This window comes from Mesorhizobium sp. ANAO-SY3R2, assembly GCF_042466635.1.
Lineage (GTDB): Bacteria > Pseudomonadota > Alphaproteobacteria > Rhizobiales > Rhizobiaceae > Aminobacter.
The window spans coordinates 2,974,909-3,001,511 of sequence record NZ_CP159955.1; the positions used below are offsets into that span (position 1 = coordinate 2,974,909).

Below are 26,603 nucleotides of genomic sequence, written 5' to 3' on the forward strand. Positions count from 1 at the left end.
CCGGCTGGGAGTGGGGAGCCTGCGAAACTCTCAATGGGCGCGCGCCCTTTTAGCGCGCAGAAGCTAGGCGACGCGGCGCGCCATGGTCTCGATGTTTTCGCTGCGCACCTGCCTGATCGACCGCAGCCGCACGGTCGGATCGCCGGTGAACGGCAGGTCGACAGCGACGTGCAGGTCGGCACGGGTGAGGCCGATGTCGGCGAGTTCGGTGTCGGTCATCTCGCCAAGGCGATAGAAGGCGCGTCGGTTTTTCCAGGCTTGAATGACATTGGCGAGATAGGTGACTAGGCGCATCGCATTGACCGGGCGAGCCGCGGAATGCGTCGTCTCAGCGCAATGGTCGAGCGTGGTCATGACTTCTCTCCAAGGGACAAACGGGTCCCGCCCGGTCGGCACTCCTTTTGCCGCCCCGGTTCCGATTCACATGCCTTATGTGGACGCTGCGACTTTGCTCTCGATGTATTGATTAATCCAACGAATGTTTTTAATCTTTACCATCAAAGTTCATGATGGGAACGACAATGGCCGCTCCGCTCGATCTTGACCAGCTCCAGACCTTCATCTCCATCGTCGACACGGGCAGCTTTACCCGCGCGGCGGATGAGGTTCATCGCACGCAATCGGCGGTGTCGATGCAGATGCGCCGCCTCGAAGAGCGCATCGGCAAGCCGCTGTTCGAGAAGGACGGGCGCATGAACAAGCTGACCGAGGAAGGCGAACGGCTGCTGTCATATGCACGGCGGCTGCTTCATCTGAACCGCGAGACACTTGCCGCCTTCGACGACCGGGCGCTGGAGGGCACCATCCGCATCGGCGTGCCGGACGACTATGCCGACCGTTTCCTTCCCGAGATCATGGCGCGGTTCTCGCGTTCCAACCCACGCGTCGAACTGTCTGTAGTGTGCGAGCCGACTGTCAATCTCGCCGACCAGATCCGGCGCGGCAATCTCGACATCGCGCTGGTGACGCAATGCGAGGACACCAAACCGGCGGAGATCGTGCGCAACGAGCCGCTGCTGTGGGTGTCGTCGTCCAGCCACATGGTGCATGAGGAAGAAATCCTGCCGATGGCCTTCGGCCGCCCAAACTGCCAGTGGCGGCGAACGGCCTGCGAAATTCTCGACGCCAGCGGCCGGAAGTACCGCATCCTGTTCACCAGCTGGTCAGCCACCGTGATCACCGCTGCGGTGCTGTCGGGGCTCGCCGTATCGATACTGCCGGAATGCGCGCTCAGGCCTGGTATGCGCGTACTCGGCGAGGCCGACGGCTTCGGCCCGCTTGCCGACTGCAAGATCGGCATCCTGCGCGGCCATTCGAGCCGCCCCGAGATCGTCGACGCGCTCGCCCGCCACATCAGCGAGAGCCTCGACAACATCTCGGTGCCCATTCCCGAGGACGCCGGCACATTCGACTTCGCGGCCTTGACGGCCAACCGCGGACGGAGGCTGAAGCCCAACCACATCATGCCGGGATGGTAGGCATCCGCAGATGCCAACATGCTTGACGAAGGGGGCCTGCCAGCCCTCAATCGCGCCATGAACGAACTTGCCGACGAATCACGAACAAACGCCGCCGAATACACCGTCAGCGAGATCTCCGGCGCGCTGAAGCGCACCGTCGAGGACGCCTTCGGCAATGTGCGCGTGCGCGGCGAGATTTCAGGCTACCGCGGACCGCATTCGTCGGGCCATGCCTATTTCTCACTGAAGGACGACCGTGCCCGCATCGAGGCCGTGATCTGGAAAGGCACGATGGGCCGGCTGAAATTCCGTCCCGAAGAAGGGATGGAGGTGATCGCCTCCGGCAAGCTGACGACCTATCCCGGCTCGTCGAAATACCAGATCGTGATCGACAATCTCGAGCCGGCCGGCGCAGGCGCCCTGATGGCGCTGCTCGAGGAACGCAAGCGCAAGCTGGCGGCCGAAGGCCTGTTCGACGAGCGCCGCAAGCAGTTGCTGCCGTTCATGCCGCTGGTCATCGGCGTGGTCACCTCGCCGACGGGCGCGGTCATCCGCGATATCATCCACCGCATCAAGGATCGCTTCCCGCTACACGTGCTGGTCTGGCCAGTGCGCGTGCAGGGCGAAACGTCGGGGGCGGAGGTAGCCGCTGCCGTCAACGGCTTCAATGCGCTCGCCGCAGAAGGCGGAATGCGGCAGCCTGATCTTCTGATCGTCGCGCGCGGCGGCGGCAGCCTCGAAGACCTCTGGGGCTTCAACGACGAGGCGGTGGTCCGCGCCGTTGCCGCCTCGCACATCCCCGTCATCTCCGCCGTCGGTCACGAAACCGACTGGACGCTCATCGACCTTGCCGCAGACATGCGTGCGCCGACGCCGACGGGTGCAGCCGAGCTTGCCGTGCCGGTGAAAGCCGAACTCGAAGCGACGCTGGCTGCCCTTAGCGCCAGGCTGCAGGGCGCGGTGCTGCGCCTGATCGACAGGCGACGCCAGGCGGTGCGGGCGGCGGCCCGCGCCCTGCCCACGCCCGACCAGTTGCTGGCCCTCCCGCGCCGGCGCTTCGACGAGGCGACGAGCCGGCTCGGCCGGGCGCTGACGGTTTCCACCGAGCGCAAGCGCGCTCGCCTTGCCGCCGTGCGGCTGTCCCCGGCAACACTGTCGCGGCGGATCGGCGAGACACGCCGGCATCTCGACCGCGACATGCTGCGTGCCGACGTCGCGTTGCGGGGCGTGGTGCGCGAACAGCGCATACGCTTCGACCGCACGCAGGGGCGACTGTCGCCAGAACCGCTGGCGCGTCGCCAGGAAGGCTTTCGCTTGCAGATCAGCGCTCTCGAGCGCCGGGGCACGCATGCCGTCGGGCTCAGGCTCGAACGCGCGCGCAGCAAGCTGTCGCAGGCAGAGCGGCTGATGGCGACCCTATCGCACAAGGCCGTTCTGGCCCGCGGTTTTGCGCTGGTGCGCGATGCCGAAGGGGACGTGATCAAGCGGGCAGCCGATGTGGCATCGGGAGCTGCGTTGTCGATCGAGTTCGCCGACGGCACGGCCCACGCTGTGGCGACCAGTGGCGAGGCAAAGCCGAAAGCCGTTGCAAAGCCCGCAGCCAAGGTGAAGGAGCCGGGCAGCCAGGGTAGCCTTTTTTAAAGCTGCTGCCGCCGCATTGCCGATTTGACCGGCCGGTTTGACAGGCCGGCCCAGTTCAATCCCCAGATGGAGCAGACGCAGGATCCAAAGGGGCCGTCGTCACCGGTTGGACGAGCGGAGAAATGAACGGTGCGCCCCACGAACCGCCGACGAAGAAGGCACTGTGCTGGGCGGGATTGCTCGGGGCCGTTGTGTCCTTTGGCTCGATTGCTCCGGACAAGGCTAGGCCACGCCCGACATAGGGGACGATGCCGGTAAGCCAGATGCGCTCGGTGGGCGTGCGGGCTTCGGCCTTGTCGATCTTGGCAACACCGTTCGAGATCGTTGCCTTGAACTCGACGCCGTCGATCTGCAACGCGTTGCCCGAGACCTCGTCCAGCGAAAAGAAGCCGCGCTCGGCCGAACGCTTGAGAAATGCCTCGAGATCGAGGCCGGCAATGGCACCGGGGCCGAATGTCGCCGAGATGGAGCCGCTGGCATTCTGCAGCAGCGCGTTCCAACTGAGGCCGGGCCCGGCGAGAATGACCGAGACCGTGCCGCGGCCGATCGGCACGATACGGCTCAAGCCTACTGCGGTACCGAAGGCGCCGCCATCGATGTCGGAGGCCAGAAGTCTGATTTCGGCGTGAGTCCCGCCTGGTTTGCGATCGAAGCGGATGCCTGCCTGAATGTTGCCACCGAAGGCTTCGGCATCGGAGATATCGAAGGCAGCGAGGCCACCCTTGACCTGCGCCGTTGCCGCAACCTCCTCCAGCGCGATCGAGCCGATCGTCGCCTTGGTTGTCGATAGCCTGAGGTCGAGATTGATGCGGTCGGCAAAGCTCGTGTCGATCTCGGCCGCGCCCGGGTTGGACTGCGCCAGGGGCGCGAAAGCCGAAGCAAAGGTCATCAGGTTGAGCGTATCGAAGGCAAGCGTGCCGGAGATCGATGGTACCGGACCGATCAGCGACAGGTCGAGAAGACCTACTCCCGGATTGCCTTCCAGCGTGACCTTTGCGTTTTCGAGCTTCAATCGGGCGGGATCGCCGGTGACCTTCGAGGCGATAGCGATTGACCCGACCGGGCTGCTGGGCAGGACGCCGGGCTGTGACCACTCGGCCACCCGTCTCAGCGAGGGCGCGGAGATCTTTGCCTGCCCATCGACTTGGACATCGCCAACGAGGCGGGCAACGCCGTCGAACGAGGCTTCCACGGGCGCCGACTTCAATGCAGCGGTGATGGGGGCGCTTCCGCCTGCCAACAGCGCCAGCGGACGCGGCGACGAGAGTTCAACCGCCACCTGTTCGCCACGCCACACGCCGGAGGCGGTCAGGGTTCCTGCCTTGTTGAGGGCCGGCAAGCTCGCCTTGCCGGTGAGGTCGCCCAGAAGCAATTCCTCGTCCTTGCCCGAAACCGCAAGGACACGGCCGTCGACAAATTCTATAGCGCCAAATTCATCGGATGGCAGCGCCTCCGGGTTAAACCTGGTGGGGTGGGCAGCCACGGCGGCACGCACGCGCTCGATGGAGCGCGCGAGCCGACCGCCGGATGAATGGGGCAGTTCCAGGCCGCCGTCGGCGCGGCGCACAAGCCGGATTGTCGGGCGCACAAATCGCGCGTCGGAAAAATCGATGTTGCCGGCAAGGGCGGCGAAAGCCGACAATTCGATCTCGACACGATCCGCCTCGAGGACGGGCGGGTCGCCTGCAGCGTCCCATTCCGTCATGCTGACTTCGCTCAGCGTTGCGCGGAACACCGGCCAGATCTGGATATCGGGGGTACCGTTGATGGAGACGCGGAAACCGCTCCACGCACTCATCTCATCGGCAATGCGGCCCTTGACGATCTGGGTCGAGGCAATGAACGGGATGGCCGCAACCACGACGACGATCAGGACGGCTACGCCGATGATCGCCCAGATGCTGCGCCTGAACAGTGGTGGTGGCATGTTGCCCTTGTGCTGCCCGTGCTGCGCCGTAGTGCCAACCGGGTGTAACCGAGACCCACGACATTTCAAGTCTTTATGGCCTCTCCATGGCGTTTGGGCACAATGAAAGGCGCAATTTGACATTTCCTTGATCCCAAGCGGCGCGGCATGCATAACCGAGCGCAGTCCCGGGAGAGTAGCGATGAGTGCTGAAATGCCGCTTTGGACACCGACCGCCGAGCAGGTTGCAGGCGCGCCGATGACCGCGTTCATGGCCCAGGCGGCGCAACGCAGCGGACGATCATTGTCCACCTATGCCGAGTTGCATGCCTGGTCGATTGCCGAGCGCGAGGCGTTCTGGGATCTGGTCTGGGACTTTTGCGGGGTGATCGGCGACAAGGGCAGCAGCGTGATCGCCGATGGCGACAAACTGCCGGGGGCGGCGTTCTTCCCCGATGCCAAGCTCAATTTCGCCGAAAACCTGCTGCGAAGCTCGGGCAGCGGCGAGGCGATCGTCTTCCGCGGCGAGGACAAGGTCGAGCGCCGGCTCTCCTGGAACGAACTTGCTGCACTGGTGTCGCGGCTGCAGCAACTGTTCGTCTCGCTTGGCATCCAGTCCGGCGACCGGATCGCGGCGATGATGCCCAACATGCCCGAGACGGTGGCAGCGATGCTGGCGGCCGCATCGATCGGGGCGGTGTGGTCGTCATGCTCGCCCGACTTCGGCGAACAAGGCGTGCTCGACCGCTTCGGCCAGATCGAGCCGAAGATCTTCATCGCGCCCGACGGCTACTGGTACGCGGGCAAGCATATCGAGGTGGGCGACAAGATCGCCGCGATCAGCCAGAAGCTGCCCAGCATCAAGAGCGTTCTGGTGGTCGACTATCTCGGCGCGGCCCAAGAGGTCGCCAAGGGCATCGCCAAGGCCGAAACTCTGGAGGACGCGCTGGCACCATTTGCGGCCAAGCCGGTCAATTTCACGCCCCTGCCCTTCGCCCACCCGCTTTACATCCTGTTTTCCTCGGGCACGACCGGCATTCCCAAATGCATCGTGCATTCGGCCGGCGGAACGCTCATCCAGCACCTCAAGGAACAGCGCCTGCATGCTGGCCTTATGCCGAGCGACCGCTTTTTCTACTTCACCACCTGCGGCTGGATGATGTGGAACTGGCTGGTGTCGGGGCTGGCCTCGGATGCGACGTTATTGCTCTACGACGGCTCGCCCTTCCATCCCGACGGCAATGTGTTGTTCGACTTCGCCCAGGCCGAGCGCATGACCTATTTCGGCACCTCGGCAAAGTTCATCGATTCCCTGCGCAAGGCCGGCCTGCGGCCGATCGACAGCCACGACCTTTCCACCGTGCGCACGCTCTCCTCGACCGGTTCGCCTTTGTCGCCGGAGGGTTTTGCCTTCGTCTATGACGGGATCAAGAAGGATGTGCATCTCGCCTCGATCTCCGGCGGCACCGACATCGTCTCGTGTTTCGTGCTCGGTGTCCCGACCGAGCCGGTTTGGACGGGCGAGATCCAGGCCGCGGGCCTCGGCATGGCAGTCGACGTCTGGGACGACCAGGGCAAGCCGGTGCGCCAGGAAAAGGGCGAGCTCGTTTGCACCGAGGCTTTCCCGGCGATGCCGATCGGCTTCTGGAACGATCCCGACGGCAAGAAGTACCACGCGGCCTATTTCGAGCGCTTCGACAATGTCTGGTGCCATGGCGACTTCGCCGAATGGACCGCCCATGGTGGCATGATCATCCATGGCCGCTCGGATGCGACGCTCAATCCGGGCGGAGTGCGCATCGGCACCGCCGAGATCTACAATCAGGTCGAGCAGATGCCGGAGATCCTCGAGGCCATCTGCATCGGCCAGGACTGGCAGGACGATGTACGCGTGGTGCTGTTCGTCCGGCTCGCGGCAGATGTCGTGCTCGACGAGGAGCTTGAGAAGCGCATCCGCGCGAAGATCCGCACTGGTGCCAGTCCGCGCCATGTGCCCGCCAGGATCGTTGCGGTCACCGACATCCCGCGCACCAAGTCGGGCAAGATCACCGAACTCGCCGTCCGCGACATCGTTCACGGCCGTACGGTCAAGAACAGGGAGGCGCTCGCCAACCCCGAAGCGCTGGAACTTTATCGCGACATCCCCGCGCTGAACGTCTGATTCAACGGTGCGACAAGGTTAACAAAGGCCTACCCGCAAATTTACCTAGACTTCAGAAGTGGTACACTTTCGTAAATTTTTAGGCGCCTGGGTAAGGAGTCGTTAAGTTCCAGCCCCGATATTGCTACGTAACTTGAGGGAGAAATCCCGGTCCTTGCCATCGAGTGCATCTCGTCGGCTCAAGTCCCCGTTGAAACAGCATCCCCTTCAAGGCGCCCGAGAGGCGCCTTTTTCTTTGCCGGAATGCTGAGAAAGGAGACTACAGCGAGGCTTCGGCGTCACGCACCAGCGCGCCTGAAAGCAGCACCACCGGGACCATGGCGGTGATGATGATGACGATCGCGGCGACCGCGCCCTCCTCCGGCACGCCACGCGAGGCATTCTCGTAGACATAGGTCGCCAGCGTACTGAAGCCGAAGGGCCTGAGCAGGATCGTCGCTGACAATTCCTTGACGGTGTCGACGAAGACCAGGACCGCCGCCGTGATGATTGCGGGCTTAAGCAATGGCAGCAGCACCTTGGCAGCACTCTGCGCCGGCGTCTTGCCCAGGCTGCGGGCAGCCTCGTCGAGGCTGCCGGGCAGCTTTTCCATGCCGGAGCGGACCGCACCTTCGGCGAGTGCAACGAAACGGATGGTACAGGCAAGGATGACGGCCGCGGCCGAACCGGTAAGCAGCAGCCCGGTGGAAAAGCCCAGATGGGTACGGGCGAAGGCATCGATCGAGTTGTCGAAACGGGCGAGCACGAAAAGCAGGCCGAGGCCGAGAATGCCCCCCGGCAGCGCATAGCCAACGGATGCCAGCCGCACCGTCGCTGCCATGGCGCGCCCCTTGGACAAGCGTTGCGCATTGAGCAGGAAAAGCGCGATGACGACCGTGATCAGCGCCGTGATCGAAGCGGTCATCAGGCTGTTCAGGAAAGCGCGCCCCACATCCGGCAAGGCGAATTGCTCGAGCCGGCGCCAGGCGTATTGGCCAAAGACGGTGATGGGGATGCCGAAGCCGCTGAGGATCGGCAATGCCAGGGCTGCCGGCATGGCATGGCGCGTCAAGCCCTTCAGCTTCACGCGCGGCGGATGGACCTTGAGATGCGTACCGCGGCCGGCATTGAAACGCTGGCGGCGGCGCGCCCACTGTTCCATCACCAGCAGAAGGACGACCAGAACCAGCATCAACAGGGCAATCTGGGCGCCCCCCTCCAGGCTGCCGCGGTTGAGCCAGGTCGTATAGACGGCAACCGTCAGCGTGCGAACGCCGAAATATTCTGCTGCGCCGATGTCATTGATCGTCTCCATGAGCACCAGCGCCACGCCGGCGATGATGGCCGGCCGCGCCACGGGCAGGAGAACCCGCCAGAAGACGCGCGCCGGCGAGGCGCCGAGCGTGCGGGCGACATCGGCGATATTGCGGCCCTGCATGAGAAAGACGATGCGGGTGGTGAGATAGACGTAAGGGTAGAGCACCGAAGCGAGCACGAAGGCCGTGCCCCATGTCGTGCGGATATCCGGGAACCAGTAGTCGCGAATGGTCTGGAAACCGAAGATCTCGCGAACCAGGCTCTGGACCGGTCCCTGATAGTGGAAGAACTCGCCGAAGGCGTAGGCCGCGAGATAGGACGGCACGGCGAGCGGCAGCACCAGGGCCCAGGACAAGATGCGGCGGAAGGGGAAATCATAGGCAACGACGGCCCAGGCGCAGGCGACACCTGTGATGGAGGTCATCGCCGCCACCATCGCCAGCAATGCAAGCGTGGTGCGCGTCGCGCCGGGCAGTACGTTCTCGATCAGATGGGGCCAATCCTCGCCCGTACCGGAGAGCGCCACGAAGACGAGCGACAGAACCGGCAGGATAACGACGATGCCGATGGCTAGTGCGCAGGCGCTCAGAAAAGGATGGCGCAGCCGCCTGACAGGCAAGGGGCGAGCGGTCGCAACTGTCGCTGCGTTGACAATGCCTGCACCCGCTCCGTCGCTAGACAAGGTACTTCCTCAGCAATGCGGAAAAGCCGGGCGGATGGCCCGGCTCTTCCTCAGTAATGTGACCGGCGTATCAGCTTGCCGGGCCGTCGTCGAGACCGACGCGATCGACCATCTCGGAGGCCGCCTTGCGGCCCTTGGCGATGTCGACCAGCGGCAGCGTGTCGGCATTGAGCGTGCCGAATGCCTTGACCGTCTCGGACGGCTCGAGGCCCGGCTCGACCGGATATTCGTAGTTCTTCTCAGCGTAGACCTGCTGCGCCTTGTGGCTGGCCAGGAAGCGGATCAGCTTGACGGCGTCATCGCGATGCGGCGCGTTTTTGGCGAGGGCAGCACCCGAGATATTGACGTGGGTCAGGCCGTTCTCCCAGGTCGGGAAGAGCACGTTGATGGCGTTGCCCCATTCCTTTTCCTTGGGATCCTTGTCGTTGTTGCGCATCAGGCCGACATAGTAGGTGTTGCCGATGGCGATGTCGCACTCGCCGGCAGCAATGGCGCCAGCCTGCGGGCGATCGCCGCCATCAGGCTTCTTGGCGAGATTGGCCTTCAGACCCTTCATCCACTCTTCGGTCTTTTCCGGGCCCCAATGGGCAATTGCCGCGGAGAAGAGCGCGAGGTTGTAATCGTGCTGGCCTGAACGGATGCAGATCTTGCCCTTCCACTTGGGATCGGCGAGGTCGGCATAGGTGATCGCGGCATCCTTGACGCGATCCTTCGACGCATAGACCACGCGGGCGCGCTTGGTCAGGCCGAACCAGTGGCCTTCCGGATCACGGTATTCGGCCGGCAGCAGCTTGTTGATCTCGTCATCGACGAGCGGCTGGGTGACGCCCTTTTCCTTGGCGGAAGTCAGGCGGGCGATGTCGACGGTCATGATGACATCGGCAGGAGAGTTCTGGCCTTCGGCGAGAATGCGTTCCTCAAGACCCTTGTCGAGAAACAGCACCTCGGTCTTGATGCCGCTCTCGGCCGTGAAGGCATCGAGAACAGGCTTGATCAGGTCCGGCTGGCGATAGGTGTAGACGTTGACGACACCATCGGCGAGGGCCGACGTGGCGGATAGGGCGGCAAGCGCAAAGCCGACGATCAGCGACCGGGCGTTTCCAATCTTCATCTTTCTCTCCTGGCCAAAGGGGTCAAAAACCCTCGGGGGAACAATTCTTCGCAGCCTCGCATCCGGAAGCTGCTTCCCGTATCGTCAATCTGACTGAGAAGGTCAAGATTAAAGGTCAATCATTTCAATAGTTTAGAATTGTTCTAAACTGGATTGTTTCGCACCGGATTCAATGGCTTGTTCGAAATTCTCTAACAACCACCGAACCGCCCGCACAAGAATGTACAAAATGTCGCAGGTCGGCTACTCGGCCAACACCCGTGTCGACGGGAAAGTGACCTCGACCAGAGTTCCCTCGCCTGGCGTCGAGGCGATGGAGAATCGGGCGCGATTGGCCTCGACCATCGCCTTGGTCAGCGGCAGGCCAAGCCCGGTGCCGTCTCCACGGGTGCGCTTGAGCGAATTGATCTGCTTGAACGGTTTCAGCGCCTGCTCGATCTCAGCCTGGCTCATGCCGATGCCGGTGTCGCGCACCCGCATGACGATGTCACCGGAGGCCTCGTAAGCGGTTGAAACGATGACCTGGCCGCCGGCCTGGGTGTAGCGGACAGCGTTCGACAGGATGTTGAGCGCGATCTGGCGGATGCTGCGGCGGTCGGCGACGATCTCGGGCAGCTTCGAGGCAAAGCTCGAGCGGATGATGACGCGCTCGCGGTTTGCCTGCGGCTGCATCATGGCGACGGTCTCGGCCAGCGTGTCGTTGAGCGACACCGCCTCGTAATCCATCTCCTGCTGACCGGCCTCGATCTTGGAGATGTCGAGCAGGTCGTTGACCAGATCGAGCACATGATTGCCCGAGCGGTTGATGTCGCGCAGATAGTCGCGGTAGCGGTCGTTGGCGACAGGCCCGAATTTCTCGTCGATCATCAACTCGGAAAAGCCGATGATGGCGTTGAGCGGCGTGCGGATCTCGTGGCTTATGCGAGCGAGGAAGTCGGTCTTCTGCGACGACGAACGCTCGGCCACGGCGCGCGCCTGGGTCAGTTCCTCCTCGGCGCGCTTCCACTGGGTGATGTCGCGGACGACGGCGCAGTAACCGCTTTCGTTGGGCAGGCGGCCGATGGTCATGAACAGCGGGATGAACCGCCCTTGCGCTTCGCGCCCGATGACCTCGCGGCCGTCATTCAGCACGCTCGCCACGCCATGTTCGGACAGCCCGGCAAGATAGTCGCGGGCGGCGCGCTGGCTTTCGATGGCAAACAGCGAGTGGAACGGCTTGGCCTTGACCTCATCGCTGTCGAAACCGAACAAGGCTTCGGCCGGTCGGCTGATCGAGCGGATGGCGCCGTCGCGGTCGATGAGCACGACACCGTCGGTTGCGGTGTCGATGATGGTACGCATTTCGGCAAGACGCTCTTCGAGCTCGGCCACCTGTGCGGCGGCGCCGTCGGCGTGATCTTCGCCGGCGCGGCGCACGACGAGCATCAGCGCCTTGCCTTCGCCCCACGGTACCGAGCGCAGCACGGCTTCGATCGGGAACTCCTCGCCGTCGCGGGTCCGCAGCCTGAGTTCGTGGCCCTCGCCGGCCGCCTCGCCATAGCTCTGGGCAAACAGCGCGTCGAGCCCGCCGGCTTGGGCCAGTTCATCAACGGTGCCATAGCCGGTCAGCGCGAGGAACTCGGTGTTTGCGTAATGAAGCAGGTCGCCCGCGTGGATCAGCACCGGCACCGGCAACTGTTCGAGAATCGGCGCATCGACAGGCGTGTCGCGGCCGCCCGCAAACGAGGGGATGACGTCCTCGGTGCGCAGCGGCGGCCTTTCCGCCTCGGCGCGCTCGACAGCCGCTTCGGCCTGGTCGACCTCGCTCTGCCGCACCGAGGACAGGACGACCACTTCGGCGCCCTCACCCGGCTGTTCGGCTGCAGGTGCGGCTGGCACCTCACCCGGCGCCGCGTGTTCGGCACTCTCGGCAGCGGCTGCTTCGGCATAGGCCGATATCTCGGCCGAGGTCGCCTCGCCATTCTTCTGGTCGACAGGCATGTCGGTCGCTTCGGCGCTCGTCGCCTGCTGCTGGCGGGCGGCAACGATGTCGCTGGCGCGTTTCAGCCTCTCGCCGATCTCGCGGAAGGCACTGCGTTCGACACTGGACAGGCCCTTGCCGTTGGCAGGCTCCGGCGCGCCCTGACGATGTTCGGCAAGGCTTATCACCTTGTCGGAATAGCGCAGATCCTGATCCCGCTCCGCCTCGGACACAGGGGCTTCGGCCTCAGGCGATTCTTCCGGAGCGGGTGGCTCGGCTGGGGGTTGTTCGGAAACTACGGGCTCGACCTCGGCCGGTGCAGCAGTCTCGACGGCTGCAGGCTCGACAGCTTGTAGTGGAGTTTCCTGCTCTGCGGCAGTCGGAGCCGGCGCGACTTCCGGTTCGGTTTCCTCGGGAGCCTTGCCATTGGGCACAAGAGCCAGCCCGATGCGCTCGTGGTCGATGACCGCCTCGCCAGGGCGCGCCACGCCAAACCCGCGAAACCCTTCGAAACTGCGGTCGCGGCCGTAAACCGGCAATGCGGCGAGGTCGACAGGGATGCGCCTGTCGGTTCCGGCGACCGGCCACAGCACCGAACGCCCGGACCAGGTGTCCCGGCGCTGAAGAAGGCCGACAATCTCGCCCGAGGGATCCAGCTCGAATGTGGTCGACACGTCCTTGAAGCGGCGGCCTACGACATCGGCAGCATGCTCGCCGACGACGGCGGCGAATTCCGGCGAGATCGAGCTGAAGCGCCCCTCGGCATCCGTGCGCCAGACGAATCGCACCGGCGCGGCCGATCGGTCGGCCAGCGATTCGGTGGATGCCGAGGGCGCGACCGCGGCATGTGCCACTGGCTGAGGCTCGACCAGATCGGCGATGGAACCGGGCTCGGGAACAGGCGGCGCCGGGGGCGTAACAGACGTGACCCGTGCCGTGGCCTCGCCGCGATTCTCTCGCTCTTCCGGACTGAAATACCAATGATCGTGCTCGGCATTCGCCTGCGAGGGCACTACTGCCGGATCCTGCGCGGGCGGCTGAGCGGGTGCGGCAGCAGCCGGCTCGGTCGACGTATCATAGGCTGCGCCGACATCTTGCCCCTCGGCGCGCTCGTCGACCACGACCAGCAGGTGCCGCTCGTCGGTCAACCGCGCCAGACCAGCCGGCAGATAGCCGCCGGCGGCCGGAATTATCCGCTTGATCATGCGGTCGCGCTCATTGCGGACGGCCGAGACCAATCCGGCGAGTGTCGCAGCGGCGATGCCAAGCCCGGCAAAGCCCTGGGTCGCGGCCTCGACCTCGCCACGAGCATCGACGAAGGCCAGGAAATGCCCGGGCTCGGTGAAGCCGCTGATGGCGCTCGCCGCGATCTCACCCTTGTCCCGCGACGCAGCCTGCGCCACGGGAACGGCCAGCATGATCGCGGGCTTGCCATCGGGCAACCGGACGGAACTTGCCATCAGCGCGACGGCGTTGCTGGTCAGGCCCGAGGCAAGGCGCACCATGATGGCGCGGTCGTGCCCGATCTCGGGGAAGCCAGAAGTCGCTGCAATCTGCCGACGCGCCGCAAAGCCGAGACGCGCCGGCGCGCCGATGACCGCGTCGATGTCGTCATAGCCGAGCAGCGCCGCGCCGGGACCGTTGGCCCAGAGCACCTGTTCGAGGTCGACCGACAGCACGACGACCGCATCTCCGGCAGCGAAACGCTGCCTGACGCGGTCGACCACGGCGACATCGATAAAGGAATAGGCTGCAGACGGCATTCACTTAACCCGCAAGGCACGCATTCTCGCATTTAACGCTTTGTTAATAAAAGCCGTCATCGCCTAGGTCTAGCAAACAGGTGCATGCTCGCGGCATTATTCTCGCCACGTGGTTAACCCGGTCGCTTCGTCTTTGCTGCACCGCAACATCAATATTGCAATGCACAATAAATCACGCTATATGGATCATGCGAATAAATGAGACGGGTGGCAATGTCCCGTCCAGTCCCCAGGGTGAGACAATGTCCAAGACCAAGACCGCAGAATTCGCAGATACCATTGAAATGCCGAGCTTCGACGTTTCCAAGGCCACCGACCAGTTCCGTGCCTTCGCCGAGAAGGGCGTCGAGCAGTCGAAGGAGGCCTACTCCAAGTTCAAGAGCGGCGCCGAAGAGGCGCAGAAGACCATGGAAAACACCTTCGAAACCGCCCGCAATGTACATAGCGAATTGTCGCTGAAGGCGATCGCCGCGCTGCGCAGCAATGCCGAAACCGGCTTCGCCCACCTTGAGGCGCTGGCCGGCGCCAAGTCGCTGTCGGAGATCGTCGAACTGCAGACCGCATTCTTGCGCAAGCGCGTGGAAGCCACGGTCGAGCAGGCCAAGGACTTCCAGTCCGTTGCCTCGAAGGCAGCCGAAGAGGTCTCGAAGCCCGTCAAGACCGCCTTCGAAAAGGCGCTCAAGGAACTCAAGGCCGCCTAAGGCAGCCCAAGGAATACCCGGCGGGCGGTTCCTCCTCCCTCTGCCTGCCGGGCGAAGCGGCCAGCACCTCCTCCCGCTGGCTACATAAAAGAAAAAGGCCGGCACCTCCTCCCGCCGGCCTTTTTCTTTTTCGGGGCCATACCCCGCAGGAAACAAGGACTTCGCGCCGCGGGCGCAAATCGCCGCAGTGGATAGTGCGCAAAGCTCTTGAAATGTGTCGGAATTGTCCGTATGGACGCGGCACCAGACTACGGGATGCGGTTGTAGCTCAGCTGGTTAGAGCGCCGGATTGTGGATCCGGAGGTCGCTGGTTCGATCCCAGCCAACCGTACCATTCCTTTTCTCAATGATTTCAGCTTGATAAGCCGTATCGCAAGCTTGGCGAGACGGGGTTTTGTCACGTCGAACTGCAAACGAGTTCCTTAATTTCCAGAGTTTCCGCAAGGCGGCGCAGTATCCGCGCGACATGGCCGCGGATCGTGCGCGAATGCTTCAGGACGGAACAATGGCCTGGACCGCGAATCGGGCCCGGCGGACTTCGAGGGGCAGCTTGACCGTCCCGCGATCTTCTGGCGCCTCCGCCTTTGGGTTGTCTCGCTAGACGACTTCCAGAGCGCCGGTAAACCGGATGCCGGCAGCATGAACGCTTTGCAGGGGCAGATCCGTGCCGGCATCCTTTGCCTTGAGACGCAGGCGGCGGAGCGCTGCATCGAGTCTGCGGCTTTCGGGATCGGGATTGACGTGCCCGAACAATGCGCCGATGGCCGCCCGGGAAAGCGTTGCGCCGTCGCTGCGGGCAAGCTGTTCCATCAGCATGAATTCGCGCCCGGATAGAGGTATCGACAGGCCCTGGGGCGATGTCAGGCGTTGGCGTTCACGCTCGAGTCGCCAGCCGCACTGGCCCGCAACCGTAGAGGTGCTGACAGTGGTGTTCGCCGGTCGCGCTCCAGCCTGATGGATGCGCCTGGCCAGGTTGCCTACGGCAAGCGCAAGCTCTTCGCCATCCACCGGCTTGGTCAAATAGAGGTCGGCACCTTCTTCATAGCCCTTGATGCGATCGTCACGACCTGTCCGTGCGGTCAGCATGATCACGCCCATGCGTTTGCCGGAGGCAACGCCGCGGGCAAGGTCGAAACCGCTGGCGTCGGGCAGATTGACGTCGAGTATCGCGATATCGAATTCGCTTTCGTTAAGCGCTTTGTAAAAGCCGAGGGCCGAGTCGACTTCGGTGACGTCAAACGCTCGCAGCCGCAGGTAATCCGCAACACTTTGCCTGAGATCGTGGTCGTCCTCGACCAGAACCACCCGGACAAGGGGGCGGGTCGTGACATTCGTGGCTTGTGGAGAGGTGGCGACTATCTGCATAGGGTTTCCGCGAAGCGGGTGGGGATTTGGGTGTGATTGTAAATTGGTGCGCTGGTGTCATGCCAGATGAGACTGTCGCGGGGCCTGTCGCGGCGTGGAAACGGGCGGCCGTGCGCGGAGCATATCTCAGGCTGATCGTTGCAATGCTGTGCTTTCTTTTCGCCGGGCCGGCTTGGGCAGCGAGCGTTTCGCCGCCGCCCCAGGCAGCGCTGCCGTCGCTCAATGGCAACATGGCCATCCTTGTCGATCCGTCCTGGTCGTTGACCCTTGCCGACGTTTTCAGCCCTGAAAGGCAAATGGAGTTCAGGCCGATCCCGGGCCCCGACGTAAACCTCGGCTACACAAGAAACGCCGCGTGGCTGCGTCTCGAGCTCGAGGGCACGCAAGCCGCCATGGGACTGTTGTCGCTGACCCCCAATTTTCTCGATTTCATCGATATCTATACAGCCCGGCAAGGGCCGGCTCTCTTGGCCAGTGATTTTTCGCATCATGCAATGGGCGATCACCGCCCGCTTCCTGCCGATGGCCTGTCAGGCCTTGCCAACGTCGTTCCCCTGGAGTTCGCCAAAGGCGAAACGACGCTCGTCTATATCCGCCTTGCCAATACCAACTCCGCAACCCACCTGAACGTCAGGCTCTATCCCCAGGGAAGTCACACCGTCCAGACCACGCGCGCGAGCTTGGCCTACGGCGCCTGGTTTGGCGGCATGGGCGTCCTGTTCATCGTCCAGCTGGTCTTCTACTGTTTCGACCGCAAGCTGCATTATCCACTGCTGGCGCTCAGCACGCTCGGGATCATGCTGGTCTACACCAGCAACCTCGGCGTCAGCCGCCTGCTGCTGTTTCCAGACAATGGACCTGCCAACGACCTGTTCATGGGCGCCGTCGCCTGGTTCGGTCTCTTCGCCAGTGCACTGGCCTATTCCAGCATCCTGGAATTGCCCAGTCGTGCGCCGAAATTGCACCGCGTCTATCAGGCGACCGCCGGCGTCGGGCTGATCGGCGTCGGCTTTGCATTGTTCAAGAGCAACATTGTGTTTGGCCCGTTCGGCAACAGTTTCAGCATTGTGATGGGGGTGCTCAACATCACTCTGGGCCTGCGCTATGCCAATGAGGACGGCACGGCCAGTCGCCTGAGGGCGGCGGCATTCTGCATCGTGTGGATCGGCGCATTCCTGTCGCTTGGCCAGCGTCTGGGCTATGCTTGGCTGCCCAACATATTCTGGCATGCCTACGCAGTCAGCGGCCTGCTCCAGGCCATCCTGCTGACCGGGGCGCTCGCCGTTCGCCTGCGCACCGCGGAGGCGATGAACACCGTCATGCGCGAGCAAGCACTCATCACCGCACAGGATGCCGAACGTTCGGCCAACATGCTGGTCGAGGAGCGAACCCGCGAACTCGTCCAGGCACGCAAGATCGCCGAGGATGCGCTTGACGCCGAGTTACGCTCGCAAGAGCAGCAGGTACGCTTCATGGAAGTGATCTCGCATCAATACCGCACACCACTGGCGTCGATCCGCTCCACCGTGGACAGCATCGCCATCAGCCTGCCGTCGGGCGACGACGCCAACCACGGCAGGATCGACCGCATAAGGCGGGCCATCGTGCGGCTGGTGGAGATGCTGGAGGTCAACAGGGCGCGTAGCCGGCTGCAAGGGCCGTCCTTCCAGCCGCAACTCGCCCTGATTGCGCCTGGCGACGTCGTTTCGGCGGCGGCAATGCGCGGCCGCGATCTGTTTCAAAGGGCGGAAATCGACGTCGATCTTGGTTCCGGCGCGACGGAATTACGCATCATGGCCGACCCCGGCATGCTGGAACTGGCAATCATCAACCTGCTGGAGAACGCGGTCAAATTCTCGGCGGCCAGAGGTGCTCCCGCCATCGTTCTTTCGCTTACCTCGAGCCATGACAAGGCGGTCATCTCGGTCACCGATCGGGGGATCGGCATTCCTCCCGCCGACCTGGAGCGGGTGACGACCAACGGCGTGCGCGGATCGAATGCGGGAAACATCGAAGGGTCCGGAATGGGGCTGTCGCTGGTGTCGCGCGTGGCGGCAGCCCACGGCGGCACGGTCGAGATCACCAGCGACATAGATGCCGGGACAACCGTGCGGATCGTCTTGCCCCTTGCCGATGTCCGGCCCGCCGGAGCATCCATGGTTGCCATGTCACTTCAGTAATTTCCACAGGTGTCGCGCCCCGGCCACGGCTTTCGTTCCATTTCGTTCCTTTTCGTTCCATCTCGTTTCTGTCACCGCTTGGCGCCGCTCTTTAGGGTGCCTGCCAAAGGGGCGGATGGACCGACCGGCGGCATACCCGCCGCCATCTGCCTCGGTTTGAAATATTCGGATCAAAGGCATCCCTGGCATGACAGCGGCAACATCAATACACAGGCGCGGATCGCTGCGCCCGGCGAACAATAACGAACGACAGACGGGTAGAGCATTGCAACCGGCGGCGGTTGGCGGCCGGATGCTTGCGACATTGGCGCACAAGATTGCCGCAATGATGCTGGCGTTGCTCGCCACCCTCGTCCTCAGCCTTGCCGCCCAGGCATCGAGCGGCTTGACGGTCGAGATCACGTCCATCAGTCCCAGTTCCGGAAGCGCGACTGGCGGCAGCACGGTGACGATCACCGGCCAGAACCTGGGGACCATGCCCACAGTCAGATTCGGCGGGGTCGAGGCGACCTCTTACATCAGCATCAGCCCGACCGAACTCGTCGTTACCACTCCAACTCATGCAGCCGGGGCGGTCGATGTCAGCGTCGTCACGCTGGACGGTTCGACGACGTCGACAGGGGGCTTCACCTATGGAGCTCTGCAAAAGCCAGTCGCCACTTCCTTCACAAAAACCGTGCCGATGATTGCCGCCAGTTCGATCACCCCGGTGCTGTCGGGTGACCCGGCTGATTACATCACAATCACCGGCTACCAGCCGGTAGTCGGAACGCTCACCGCCTCGGGAACGACTATCAACTACACCCCATCGGGAAGCTACTGCAGGGCTTTCAGTTTCACATATACGGCGACCAACAGCGCGGGCACCAGCGCCCCAGTCTCGGCATATTTGCGGGTCTATCCGGACCCGGCTATTTCCTTGCCGGCACCCGGACCGCTCGCCAAGGGCAATCTTGGCGCCGCCTATTCACAGTCGGTCGCAGCCCAGAACGGCCGGCTGCCCTATACCACCTACAACCTCTACGGCACGCTTCCCGCCGGCCTGACCTTTAATTCCACAACCGGCGCGATCTCCGGCACCCCCACCGCAGTGGGCAAGGCCAATATTTCCATTGGCGTGGAAGATGCCTGCGGCGTCGTAGCCTCGGCAAGCTATTCGATCGACATCGCACCCCGAGTGCCACTCTTGACCTCGGTTTCGCCGGCCAAGGGCGCCGAGACCGGCGGCACCAACGTGACGATTAACGGATGGTATTTCACCGGGGCCACATCAGTCACTTTCGGCGACCTGCCGGCAGCCCAGTTCTCCGTATCAAGCGATCGTACGATCTCCGCCAAGACGCCCGCCCACGCTGCTGGCGCAGTCGATGTCGTCGTCACCACGCCCGGCGGCACCGTGAGATTGCCGAACGGCTTCACCTATGACGACCTTCCCGCCCCGATAGCCAATGCGGCGTCGGCGACAGTCGACGCCAACTCGTCCGCCAATCCGATCACGCTCAACGTCACAGGCGGTGCTGCCGCCAGCGTGACCGTGGCCTCGCCTGCCTCCCACGGCACGGCAACGGCCTCGGGAGCGACGATCACCTACACGCCCACCGCCGGTTACTCGGGTTCCGACAGCTTCACCTACACCGCAACGAACGCCACGGGCACCTCCTCGGCCGCGACTGTCACCGTCACCGTATCCGCGCCGACATTTGCCTTCGCTCCGGCTTCCGGTTCGCTGCCGAACGGCAAGGTCGACGACGCCTACAGCCAGGCCCTCTCCGCTACCGCGGGTACGGCCCCCTACAGCTATGCCGTAACCTCCGGCGCACTTCCTGCCGGCTTGGCCATCGATCCGGTGACGGGCACCATATCGGGCACTCCGTCGGCTGCCGGAGAGGCAAGCTTCACCGTCACGGCCACCGATGCATATGGCGCATCCGGCTCAGCCACCTATTCGCTCGATATCAAAGGGGTGCTCCGCTTCACCCCGGCCGGCGGCGCTTTGCCCGCCGCGATGGCCGGCGAAGACTACACCGCAACAGCCTCCGCTGGCGGTACAACCGGAACGGTGATCTACGGGATCAGCGGCACCCTGCCTGATGGCATGGTGCTCAACGTCTCGACCGGCGCACTGAGCGGCCCGCTGGCGGCAAACGCCACGCTCGGCAGCTACCACTTTACCATCAGCGCCATCGACAGCACCGGGGCGACCGGGTCGGCCAGCTATACGCTGGAGGTACTCGAACAAGACATCACCGCCCGTGACAAGGAGGTTGACGTCCCGGCTGGATCGACACCGAATACCGTCTATCTGAACTCGGGAGCCACAGGCGGGCCGTTCACCGGCGCAGCGGTCGCCTACGTCAATCCGTCCAATGCCGGTACCGCCGAGATCATCCAGGGCGAAGTGGCGACGTTGGGCAGTTTCGTGCCGGTCGGCTACTACCTGAAGTTCACTCCCAACCGGGCCTTCTCGGGCAAGGCGGTGGTCGGCTACACGCTGACGAGCGGCTTCGGAACCTCCAACACCGGTACGGTCACCTATCGCATCGCCGTCGATGTCGACGAAGTGGCGAGCGACATCAGCGGCATGGTGCATGGCTTCGTCAAGAGCCGCCAGAACCTGCTGTCGTCATCCATCGCGCTTCCCGGCCTGATGGAGCGTCGCCGTGCCGCATCCGCCGGCGAAGCTGTGACAACCGCTGTTTCGCCCTCGGCTGATGGCGCCAATCTGAACTTCTCGACCAGCCTGGCGCAGGTCGAGGCGGCACGGCAACAAGCCGAGGCCAAGGTCGGCGAAACCGTCGCGCCCGATCTTTCGCCGTTCAATGTCTGGGCAAGCGGCACCTTCCAGATCCACAATCGCGAGGAGAACGACAACAGATGGGGCAGCTTCGCGCTGTTCTCATCGGGTGCTGACTATCTGATCAGCGACAAGGCGCTTGTGGGCCTGTCGTTCCACTACGACCGGATGAGCTATCCGACCGACGAGGACGCCAAGCTGACCGGCAATGGCTGGCTGGTCGGTCCCTACGCGTCCTTCGAGATCGGTCAGGGCGTGTTCCTCGACACCAGCCTGCTCTATGGCGGGTCTGCGAACGATATCGACACCCGGTTCTACGACGGCACGTTCGATACCCGTCGCTGGATGTCGGACACCAGCCTCAAGGGACAGTGGCTCCTGGATGAAGCCACCACGCTGACGCCGAAACTGCGCGCCGTCTATCTCAACGAACGCGTCGACGACTACGACGTATCGAACGGCACCACCACCATCGGGCTGGAGGGCTTCAGCGAGGAGCAGTTGCGGCTCAGCGCCGGCTTCAACCTGGAACGGATATACGAACTCGAAAGCGGCCTGCTGCTCACGCCTTCCGCAGGCCTGAATGTCGGCTACTCGGCGATGGACGGGGACGGCACCTTCGCCTCGCTTTCCGCCGGGCTGGTGCTTTCCAACAACATCAACTGGAACATGGATCTGTCCGTGCTCGTCGACTTCGAGGGCGAAGGGCAGAAATCTGCCGGCGGCAAGCTCGGCGTCTCCGGCAGGTTCTGACCGGCATCGATCCGAAACTCTCAAGCCCCGGCCTCGCGCCGGGGTTTTTGTTTGTGCCTGAAGCCCAAAGGCGGCCGCCACCTTCCGGCATGACGCTCGCGCATCTGACGGCCCGGCGTCAGCGCCCGGACGTGGCGGTCATGATCGGCCGGTTCGGCAGTAGCTGCACCCGACTGCCCAACGAAAAAGCGGCGCGCCTTGATCAAAGGCACGCCGCTTGTCTGTCGGTGGCGACCGCGTCGCCGCTCGATTGAGCGCCTTACCGGCAGGGAGCCAGGAAGGTCACCGGCCTGCCGTAGCGGTCGTACATCGGGCGGCCGCGGCTGTCCTGCTGATGGAAGCGGCATTCGCCGGGAGCGGTGCCCGCGCCGATCATCGCACCGGCGAGACCGCCGATGACTGCACCCGCGACGGTCGAACCAGTGTTGCCGCCGATCGCCTGACCGACAAGCGCGCCGCCCGCCGCGCCGATTGCGCCGCCACCGACGGCACGTTCCTGCGGGGTGTTACAGGCCGTTGCGGCCAGTGCGACGAAAGACAAAGCTGCGGCCGTAGCCATAAAACGCGTCATGAACCCTGCTCCTGAAGATTATAGCCACGACGCTAGCATGGCGACATTGGTATATCCAGTGGCCTATGCTTGGAAATGCCACGCCTTGATCACGCTCGCTGCGCCGCCTGCTCATCGCGCAGGCGTTGGACTTCGCGCCGCTTGTTGACCAGCGAAGCTGCAATGACACCGACGGCAACGATACCGATCAGGATCGTGCAGGCGGCATTGATCTCGGGCGTCACTCCCAGGCGCACCTGGCTGTAGATCTTCATCGGCAGCGTGGTGGCGCCCGGCCCCGAGGCGAAGCTGGAAATCACCAGGTCATCGATTGACAGTGTGAACGCCAGCATCCAGCCGGACACGATCGCCGGCAGGATGACCGGCAGCGTGATCTGGAAGAAGGTCTTCACCGGCGAAGCGCCGAGATCCATCGCCGCCTCCTCGAGCGAGCGGTCGAAAGTGACAAGCCGCGACTGCACCACGACCGCCACGAAGCACATGGTGAAGGTGATATGCGCGAGGGTTAGTGTCAGGAATCCGCGATCAAGCCCGACAGCCACGAACAGCAGAAGCAGCGACAGGCCGGTGATGATTTCAGGCATGACCAGCGGCGCAAACACCATGCCCGAAAACAGCACCCTACCGCGGAAGCGCGTGTAGCGGGTAAGCGCGAGCGCCGCGAGCGTGCCGAGCACCGTGGCGATGGTCGCTGAAATCAGGCCGACGCGGATGGTAACCCACGCCGCATCCATCAGGCCTTGGTTCTGGAAGAGCGAAACGTACCACTTGGTCGAGAAGCCGCCCCAAACGGTGACGAGCTTCGATTCGTTGAAGGAAAAGACGACCAGAAGCACGATCGGCAGGTAGAGGAAGGCAAAGCCCAGCACGATCGCGGTGATGTTGAAGCGGCTCCAGCTCGCATTCATCTCAGCGCTCCTGTTCCTGGGCGCGCGCCTGCGCCTGCTGGAAGAACATGATCGGCACCACCAGAAGCAGAAGCAGGATGACGGCCACCGCCGAGGAGACGGGCCAGTCGCGATTGGAGAAGAACTCGTTCCACAGTGTCTTGCCAATCATCAGCGTCTGCGAACCGCCGAGCAGGTCGGGAATGACAAACTCGCCGACGGCCGGAATGAAGACCAGGAGGCAGCCGGCGATGACGCCCGGCAGCGACAGCGGAAAGGTAATCTTCCAGAAGGCGGAAATCGCCGTGCAGCCGAGGTCTTGAGCAGCCTCGATCAGCGAGTAGTCCATTTTCTCAAGCGCCGAATAGAGCGGCAGGATCATGAACGGCAGGTAGGAATAGACGATACCGATGAAGATCGCCGTATGCGTATTCAGGATCACCAGCGGCTCGTCGATGATGCCGGTGGCGAGCAGGAACTGGTTGAGCAGCCCTTCCGGCTTGAGGATACCGATCCAGGCATAGACGCGGATCAGGAAGCTGGTCCAGAACGGCAGGATGACCAGCATCAGCAGCGTCGGCCGGATCGTCGCCGGGGCACGCGCCATGCCGTAGGCGATGGGGTAGCCGACCAGCAGGGCCAGGAACGTCGAGACCAGGGCGATCACCACGCTCGAGACATAGGCGTTGAAATAGAGCGGATCCTGGGTCAGCCAGATATAGTTGTCGAAGCTGAATTCGCTGAATTGCGCCCTCAGGCCAGCGAGGCCGTCCTCGAGACTGAGGACGGGCGTATAGGGCGGCATCGCGATTGCCGTCGTCGACAGAGAAATCTTGAAGACGATGAAGAAGGGGATGAGAAAGAAGAACAGCAGCCACACATAGGGCACGGCGATGACGAGGCGGCTGGTGACGGCGGAGACGAAGCCCTTCATCGCACCACCTATCGCGTCAGGACGACGCCAGCGTCGTTCCGGAACGAGATCCAGGCCTTGTCGTCCCAGCTCAGCGGGTCCTCGGTGGCGCGCGTGACATTGAGCGCGCTTGCCTTGACCACCTGGCCGTCACCAAGCTTGACGTGGAAGATGGTCATGTCGCCGAGATAGGCGATGTCATAGACCTCACCTTCCATGACATTGTCGGCCGCTTCCGGCTTTTTCGACGACACCTTGATCTTTTCCGGGCGGATGGCGAAGGCGACATCGGTACCGGCTGGCGTTTCCCCGGCATTGGCGGTGCGAATGGTCAGTCCGTTGGCGCCGGCGATAACCATCCCGGTGCCGTTTCGGCCGGCCACCTTGCCCTCGAACATGTTGATGTTGCCGACGAAATCGGCGACGAAGCGCGAACCCGGCGCCTCGTAGACCTCGGCGGGTGTCGCAACCTGCATCACCTCGCCCTTGTCGAGGATGGCGATGCGGTCGGCCATGGTCATGGCCTCTTCCTGGTCGTGGGTGACGACGACGAAGGTGAGCCCCAGCGTCTGCTGCAGGTCCATCAGCTCGAACTGCGTTTCCTCGCGCAGCTTCTTGTCGAGCGCACCGAGCGGTTCGTCGAGCAACAGCACCTTGGGCCGCTTGGCAACCGCGCGGGCAAGCGCCACGCGCTGGCGCTGGCCGCCTGAAAGCTGGTGCGGCTTGCGCTTGGCGAACTGGGAAAGCTTCACCAGCTTGAGCATCTCGCTGACGCGCTTTTCGATCTCCGCCTTCGGCATGCCGTCCTGCTTGAGACCAAAGGCTATGTTCTGCTCAACCGTCATGTGCGGGAACAGCGCATAGGACTGGAACATCATGTTGACCGGGCGCCGATAGGGCGGAATGCCGCGCAAATCCTGCCCATCGAGCAGGATCTGGCCTTCGGTCGGCTCTTCGAAGCCGGCAAGCATGCGCAGCAGGGTCGACTTGCCACAGCCCGAGGCGCCAAGCAGCGCGAAGAATTCGCGCTCGTAAATCGACAGCGACAGGTTGTTGACGGCGGTGAAGTCGCCGAAACGCTTGGTGATGTTCTTGAACTGGATGTACGGCTTTGCGTCCGGTTGGTTCCAGGGCGCAAACTCCCTACGGATATTGCCGAGCGATTTCATGTGCCTTTTCGTCCCCTCCCCCAGATACGAAAACCCGGCGCCGAGGGCGCCGGGCTATTCGCCAGGACTATTGCCCCGTGACAACCTTGGTCCAGCTGCGCGTGATCAGGCGCTGCGATTTGGAGTCGTAGGGAGAGACAGTATAGAGGTTGGCCAGCGTTGCTTCATCGGGGTAGATCGCCGGATCGCCGATGATCTCCTTGTCGACGAACTGCTGCGCCGCCTTGTTGCCGCTGGGGAAGTAGATGTAGTTGGTGGCTTTCGCCGCCACTTCCGGCTTCATGATGTAGTTCAGGAACTCATGCGCCTCGGCGACGTGCTGGGCGTCGGCGGGGATCGCCATCTGGTCGAACCACATCTCGGCACCTTCCTTCGGCACGAGATAGCCGACGACGACGCCCTGCTTGGCTTCGGCGGCGCGGTCGCGCGCCTGGAACACGTCGCCCGACCAGCCGACAGCCAGGCAAATGTCGCCATTGGCCAGCGCGTTGATGTATTCCGACGAGTGGAACTTGCGGATATAGGGCCGGATCTTCAGCAAGGCTTCCTCGGCCTTGGCGATATCCTCGGGCGAACGGCTTTCCGGATCGATGCCGAGATAGCGCAGCGTCGTCGGGATCATGTCGGTCGGCGAATCGAGCATGTAGACGCCACAATCCTTGAGCTTGGCGACCTGCTCTGGATTGAACACCACGTCCCAGCTGTCGATCTTGTCGACGCCGAGCGCCTCCTTCACCTTCGCTTCGTTGTAGCCGATGCCGACCGTGCCCCACATGTAGTTGATCGAGTAGTCGTTGCCCGGGTCGTATTTCGCCGTGCGCTCGCTGACCACGTCCCACATGTTGGAAAGATTGGGCAGCTTCGACTTGTCGAGTTTCTGGAAGACGCCAGCCTCGATCTGACGGGCAAGGAAGTTGGCGGTCGGCACGACCACATCATAACCGCTGCCGCCGGCCAAAAGCTTGGTCTCGAGAATCTCGTTGGAATCAAAGACGTCATAGACGACCTTGATGCCGGTTTCCTTTGTGAAGTCTTCAATGATCGACGCGTCGATATAGTCCGACCAGTTGTAGACATTAACGACGCGCTCCTGGGCGCCGGCCGACACCGTCATCAATGCTGCGAAGGCCGAAGTGGCAGTCAGCCATAACGCTTTACGGATCATCTTTATCTCCTCTGTTCAGTGTTCCGTTCCGGGCCGTGGGCGAGCCCAGAGAGCAGGTTTGGATGCTTGAGCCTATTGTCGTTCATGAAGGGCGACAAGCGCGAAATCGCGCCTGTCGATCGGTT

The 26,603-nt window shown here is 63.3% G+C and carries 17 protein-coding genes and 1 tRNA gene; 7 read left to right on the forward strand and 11 right to left on the reverse strand.

The window, feature by feature from the left end:
* Positions 1-63: 63 nt before the first annotated feature.
* Positions 64-354 carry a DUF1127 domain-containing protein gene (locus tag ABSY17_RS19230; protein WP_378944126.1) on the reverse strand — a complete coding sequence of 97 codons (291 nt, stop codon included), beginning with the start codon at positions 352-354 and terminating at the stop codon, positions 64-66.
* A 167-nt stretch (positions 355-521) separates the two neighbouring features.
* On the opposite strand from ABSY17_RS19230, the gene ABSY17_RS19235 reads away from it, so the two are divergent.
* Both ABSY17_RS19235 and xseA read left to right on the forward strand, forming a co-directional pair.
* Positions 522-1,478, forward strand: a complete 957-nt coding sequence (locus tag ABSY17_RS19235) for a LysR substrate-binding domain-containing protein (RefSeq protein ID WP_378944128.1) — start codon at positions 522-524, stop codon at positions 1,476-1,478.
* A 57-nt stretch (positions 1,479-1,535) separates the two neighbouring features.
* A complete protein-coding gene (gene xseA / locus ABSY17_RS19240; protein ID WP_378952875.1) occupies positions 1,536-3,101 on the forward strand; it encodes an exodeoxyribonuclease VII large subunit in 1,566 nt (521 codons plus the stop codon).
* 55 nt (positions 3,102-3,156) lie between these two features.
* Here the strand turns inward: xseA and ABSY17_RS19245 are convergent, their stop codons facing one another.
* Positions 3,157-5,028, reverse strand: coding sequence for an AsmA-like C-terminal region-containing protein (locus ABSY17_RS19245; RefSeq protein WP_378944131.1), 1,872 nt, complete (start codon positions 5,026-5,028; stop codon positions 3,157-3,159).
* A gap of 181 nt (positions 5,029-5,209) precedes the next feature.
* Here ABSY17_RS19245 and ABSY17_RS19250 point away from each other — a divergent pair, with 181 nt between their 5' ends.
* Entirely contained in the window at positions 5,210-7,168 is a 1,959-nt protein-coding gene (locus ABSY17_RS19250; RefSeq protein WP_378944133.1) for an acetoacetate--CoA ligase, read from the forward strand.
* Positions 7,169-7,427: 259 nt separating this feature from the next.
* On the opposite strand, the gene ABSY17_RS19255 is transcribed toward ABSY17_RS19250, so the two are convergent.
* The 3 genes from ABSY17_RS19255 to ABSY17_RS19265 form a co-directional block, all read right to left on the reverse strand.
* Entirely contained in the window at positions 7,428-8,888 is a 1,461-nt protein-coding gene (locus ABSY17_RS19255; protein ID WP_378952878.1) for an ABC transporter permease, read from the reverse strand.
* A gap of 328 nt (positions 8,889-9,216) precedes the next feature.
* The gene (locus tag ABSY17_RS19260; RefSeq protein WP_378944136.1) at positions 9,217-10,257 is read right to left on the reverse strand and encodes a Fe(3+) ABC transporter substrate-binding protein; all 1,041 of its coding nucleotides are present in this window, start codon (positions 10,255-10,257) and stop codon (positions 9,217-9,219) included.
* Positions 10,258-10,500: 243 nt separating this feature from the next.
* Positions 10,501-13,980 carry a PAS domain S-box protein gene (locus tag ABSY17_RS19265; protein WP_378944139.1) on the reverse strand — a complete coding sequence of 1,160 codons (3,480 nt, stop codon included), beginning with the start codon at positions 13,978-13,980 and terminating at the stop codon, positions 10,501-10,503.
* 242 nt (positions 13,981-14,222) lie between these two features.
* Here ABSY17_RS19265 and ABSY17_RS19270 point away from each other — a divergent pair, with 242 nt between their 5' ends.
* Positions 14,223-14,681 carry a phasin gene (locus ABSY17_RS19270; protein ID WP_378944142.1) on the forward strand — a complete coding sequence of 153 codons (459 nt, stop codon included), beginning with the start codon at positions 14,223-14,225 and terminating at the stop codon, positions 14,679-14,681.
* Between the two features lie 257 nt (positions 14,682-14,938).
* A tRNA-His gene (locus ABSY17_RS19275) sits at positions 14,939-15,015 on the forward strand.
* A 263-nt stretch (positions 15,016-15,278) separates the two neighbouring features.
* Here ABSY17_RS19275 and ABSY17_RS19280 read toward each other — a convergent pair.
* The gene (locus tag ABSY17_RS19280; RefSeq protein WP_378944145.1) at positions 15,279-16,046 is read right to left on the reverse strand and encodes a response regulator transcription factor; all 768 of its coding nucleotides are present in this window, start codon (positions 16,044-16,046) and stop codon (positions 15,279-15,281) included.
* 110 nt (positions 16,047-16,156) lie between these two features.
* Here ABSY17_RS19280 and ABSY17_RS19285 point away from each other — a divergent pair, with 110 nt between their 5' ends.
* Together ABSY17_RS19285 and ABSY17_RS19290 are read left to right on the forward strand one after the other, a co-directional pair.
* Positions 16,157-18,226: an ATP-binding protein gene (locus tag ABSY17_RS19285; RefSeq protein ID WP_378944148.1), complete on the forward strand. Its 2,070-nt coding sequence runs from the start codon at positions 16,157-16,159 to the stop codon at positions 18,224-18,226.
* 292 nt (positions 18,227-18,518) lie between these two features.
* Positions 18,519-21,773, forward strand: a complete 3,255-nt coding sequence (locus ABSY17_RS19290; protein WP_378944150.1) for a putative Ig domain-containing protein — start codon at positions 18,519-18,521, stop codon at positions 21,771-21,773.
* A gap of 259 nt (positions 21,774-22,032) precedes the next feature.
* Here the strand turns inward: ABSY17_RS19290 and ABSY17_RS19295 are convergent, their stop codons facing one another.
* From ABSY17_RS19295 to ABSY17_RS19315, 5 genes are all read right to left on the reverse strand, one after another.
* Positions 22,033-22,344, reverse strand: coding sequence for a hypothetical protein (locus tag ABSY17_RS19295; protein WP_378944153.1), 312 nt, complete (start codon positions 22,342-22,344; stop codon positions 22,033-22,035).
* 89 nt (positions 22,345-22,433) lie between these two features.
* Positions 22,434-23,252, reverse strand: a complete 819-nt coding sequence (locus ABSY17_RS19300; protein WP_378944156.1) for an ABC transporter permease — start codon at positions 23,250-23,252, stop codon at positions 22,434-22,436.
* A 1-nt stretch (position 23,253) separates the two neighbouring features.
* Entirely contained in the window at positions 23,254-24,165 is a 912-nt protein-coding gene (locus ABSY17_RS19305) for an ABC transporter permease subunit (RefSeq protein ID WP_378944159.1), read from the reverse strand.
* A gap of 8 nt (positions 24,166-24,173) precedes the next feature.
* Positions 24,174-25,313, reverse strand: a complete 1,140-nt coding sequence (locus ABSY17_RS19310; RefSeq protein WP_378944162.1) for an ABC transporter ATP-binding protein — start codon at positions 25,311-25,313, stop codon at positions 24,174-24,176.
* Between the two features lie 67 nt (positions 25,314-25,380).
* Positions 25,381-26,478, reverse strand: coding sequence for a polyamine ABC transporter substrate-binding protein (locus tag ABSY17_RS19315; RefSeq protein WP_378944165.1), 1,098 nt, complete (start codon positions 26,476-26,478; stop codon positions 25,381-25,383).
* Positions 26,479-26,603: the final 125 nt, after the last annotated feature.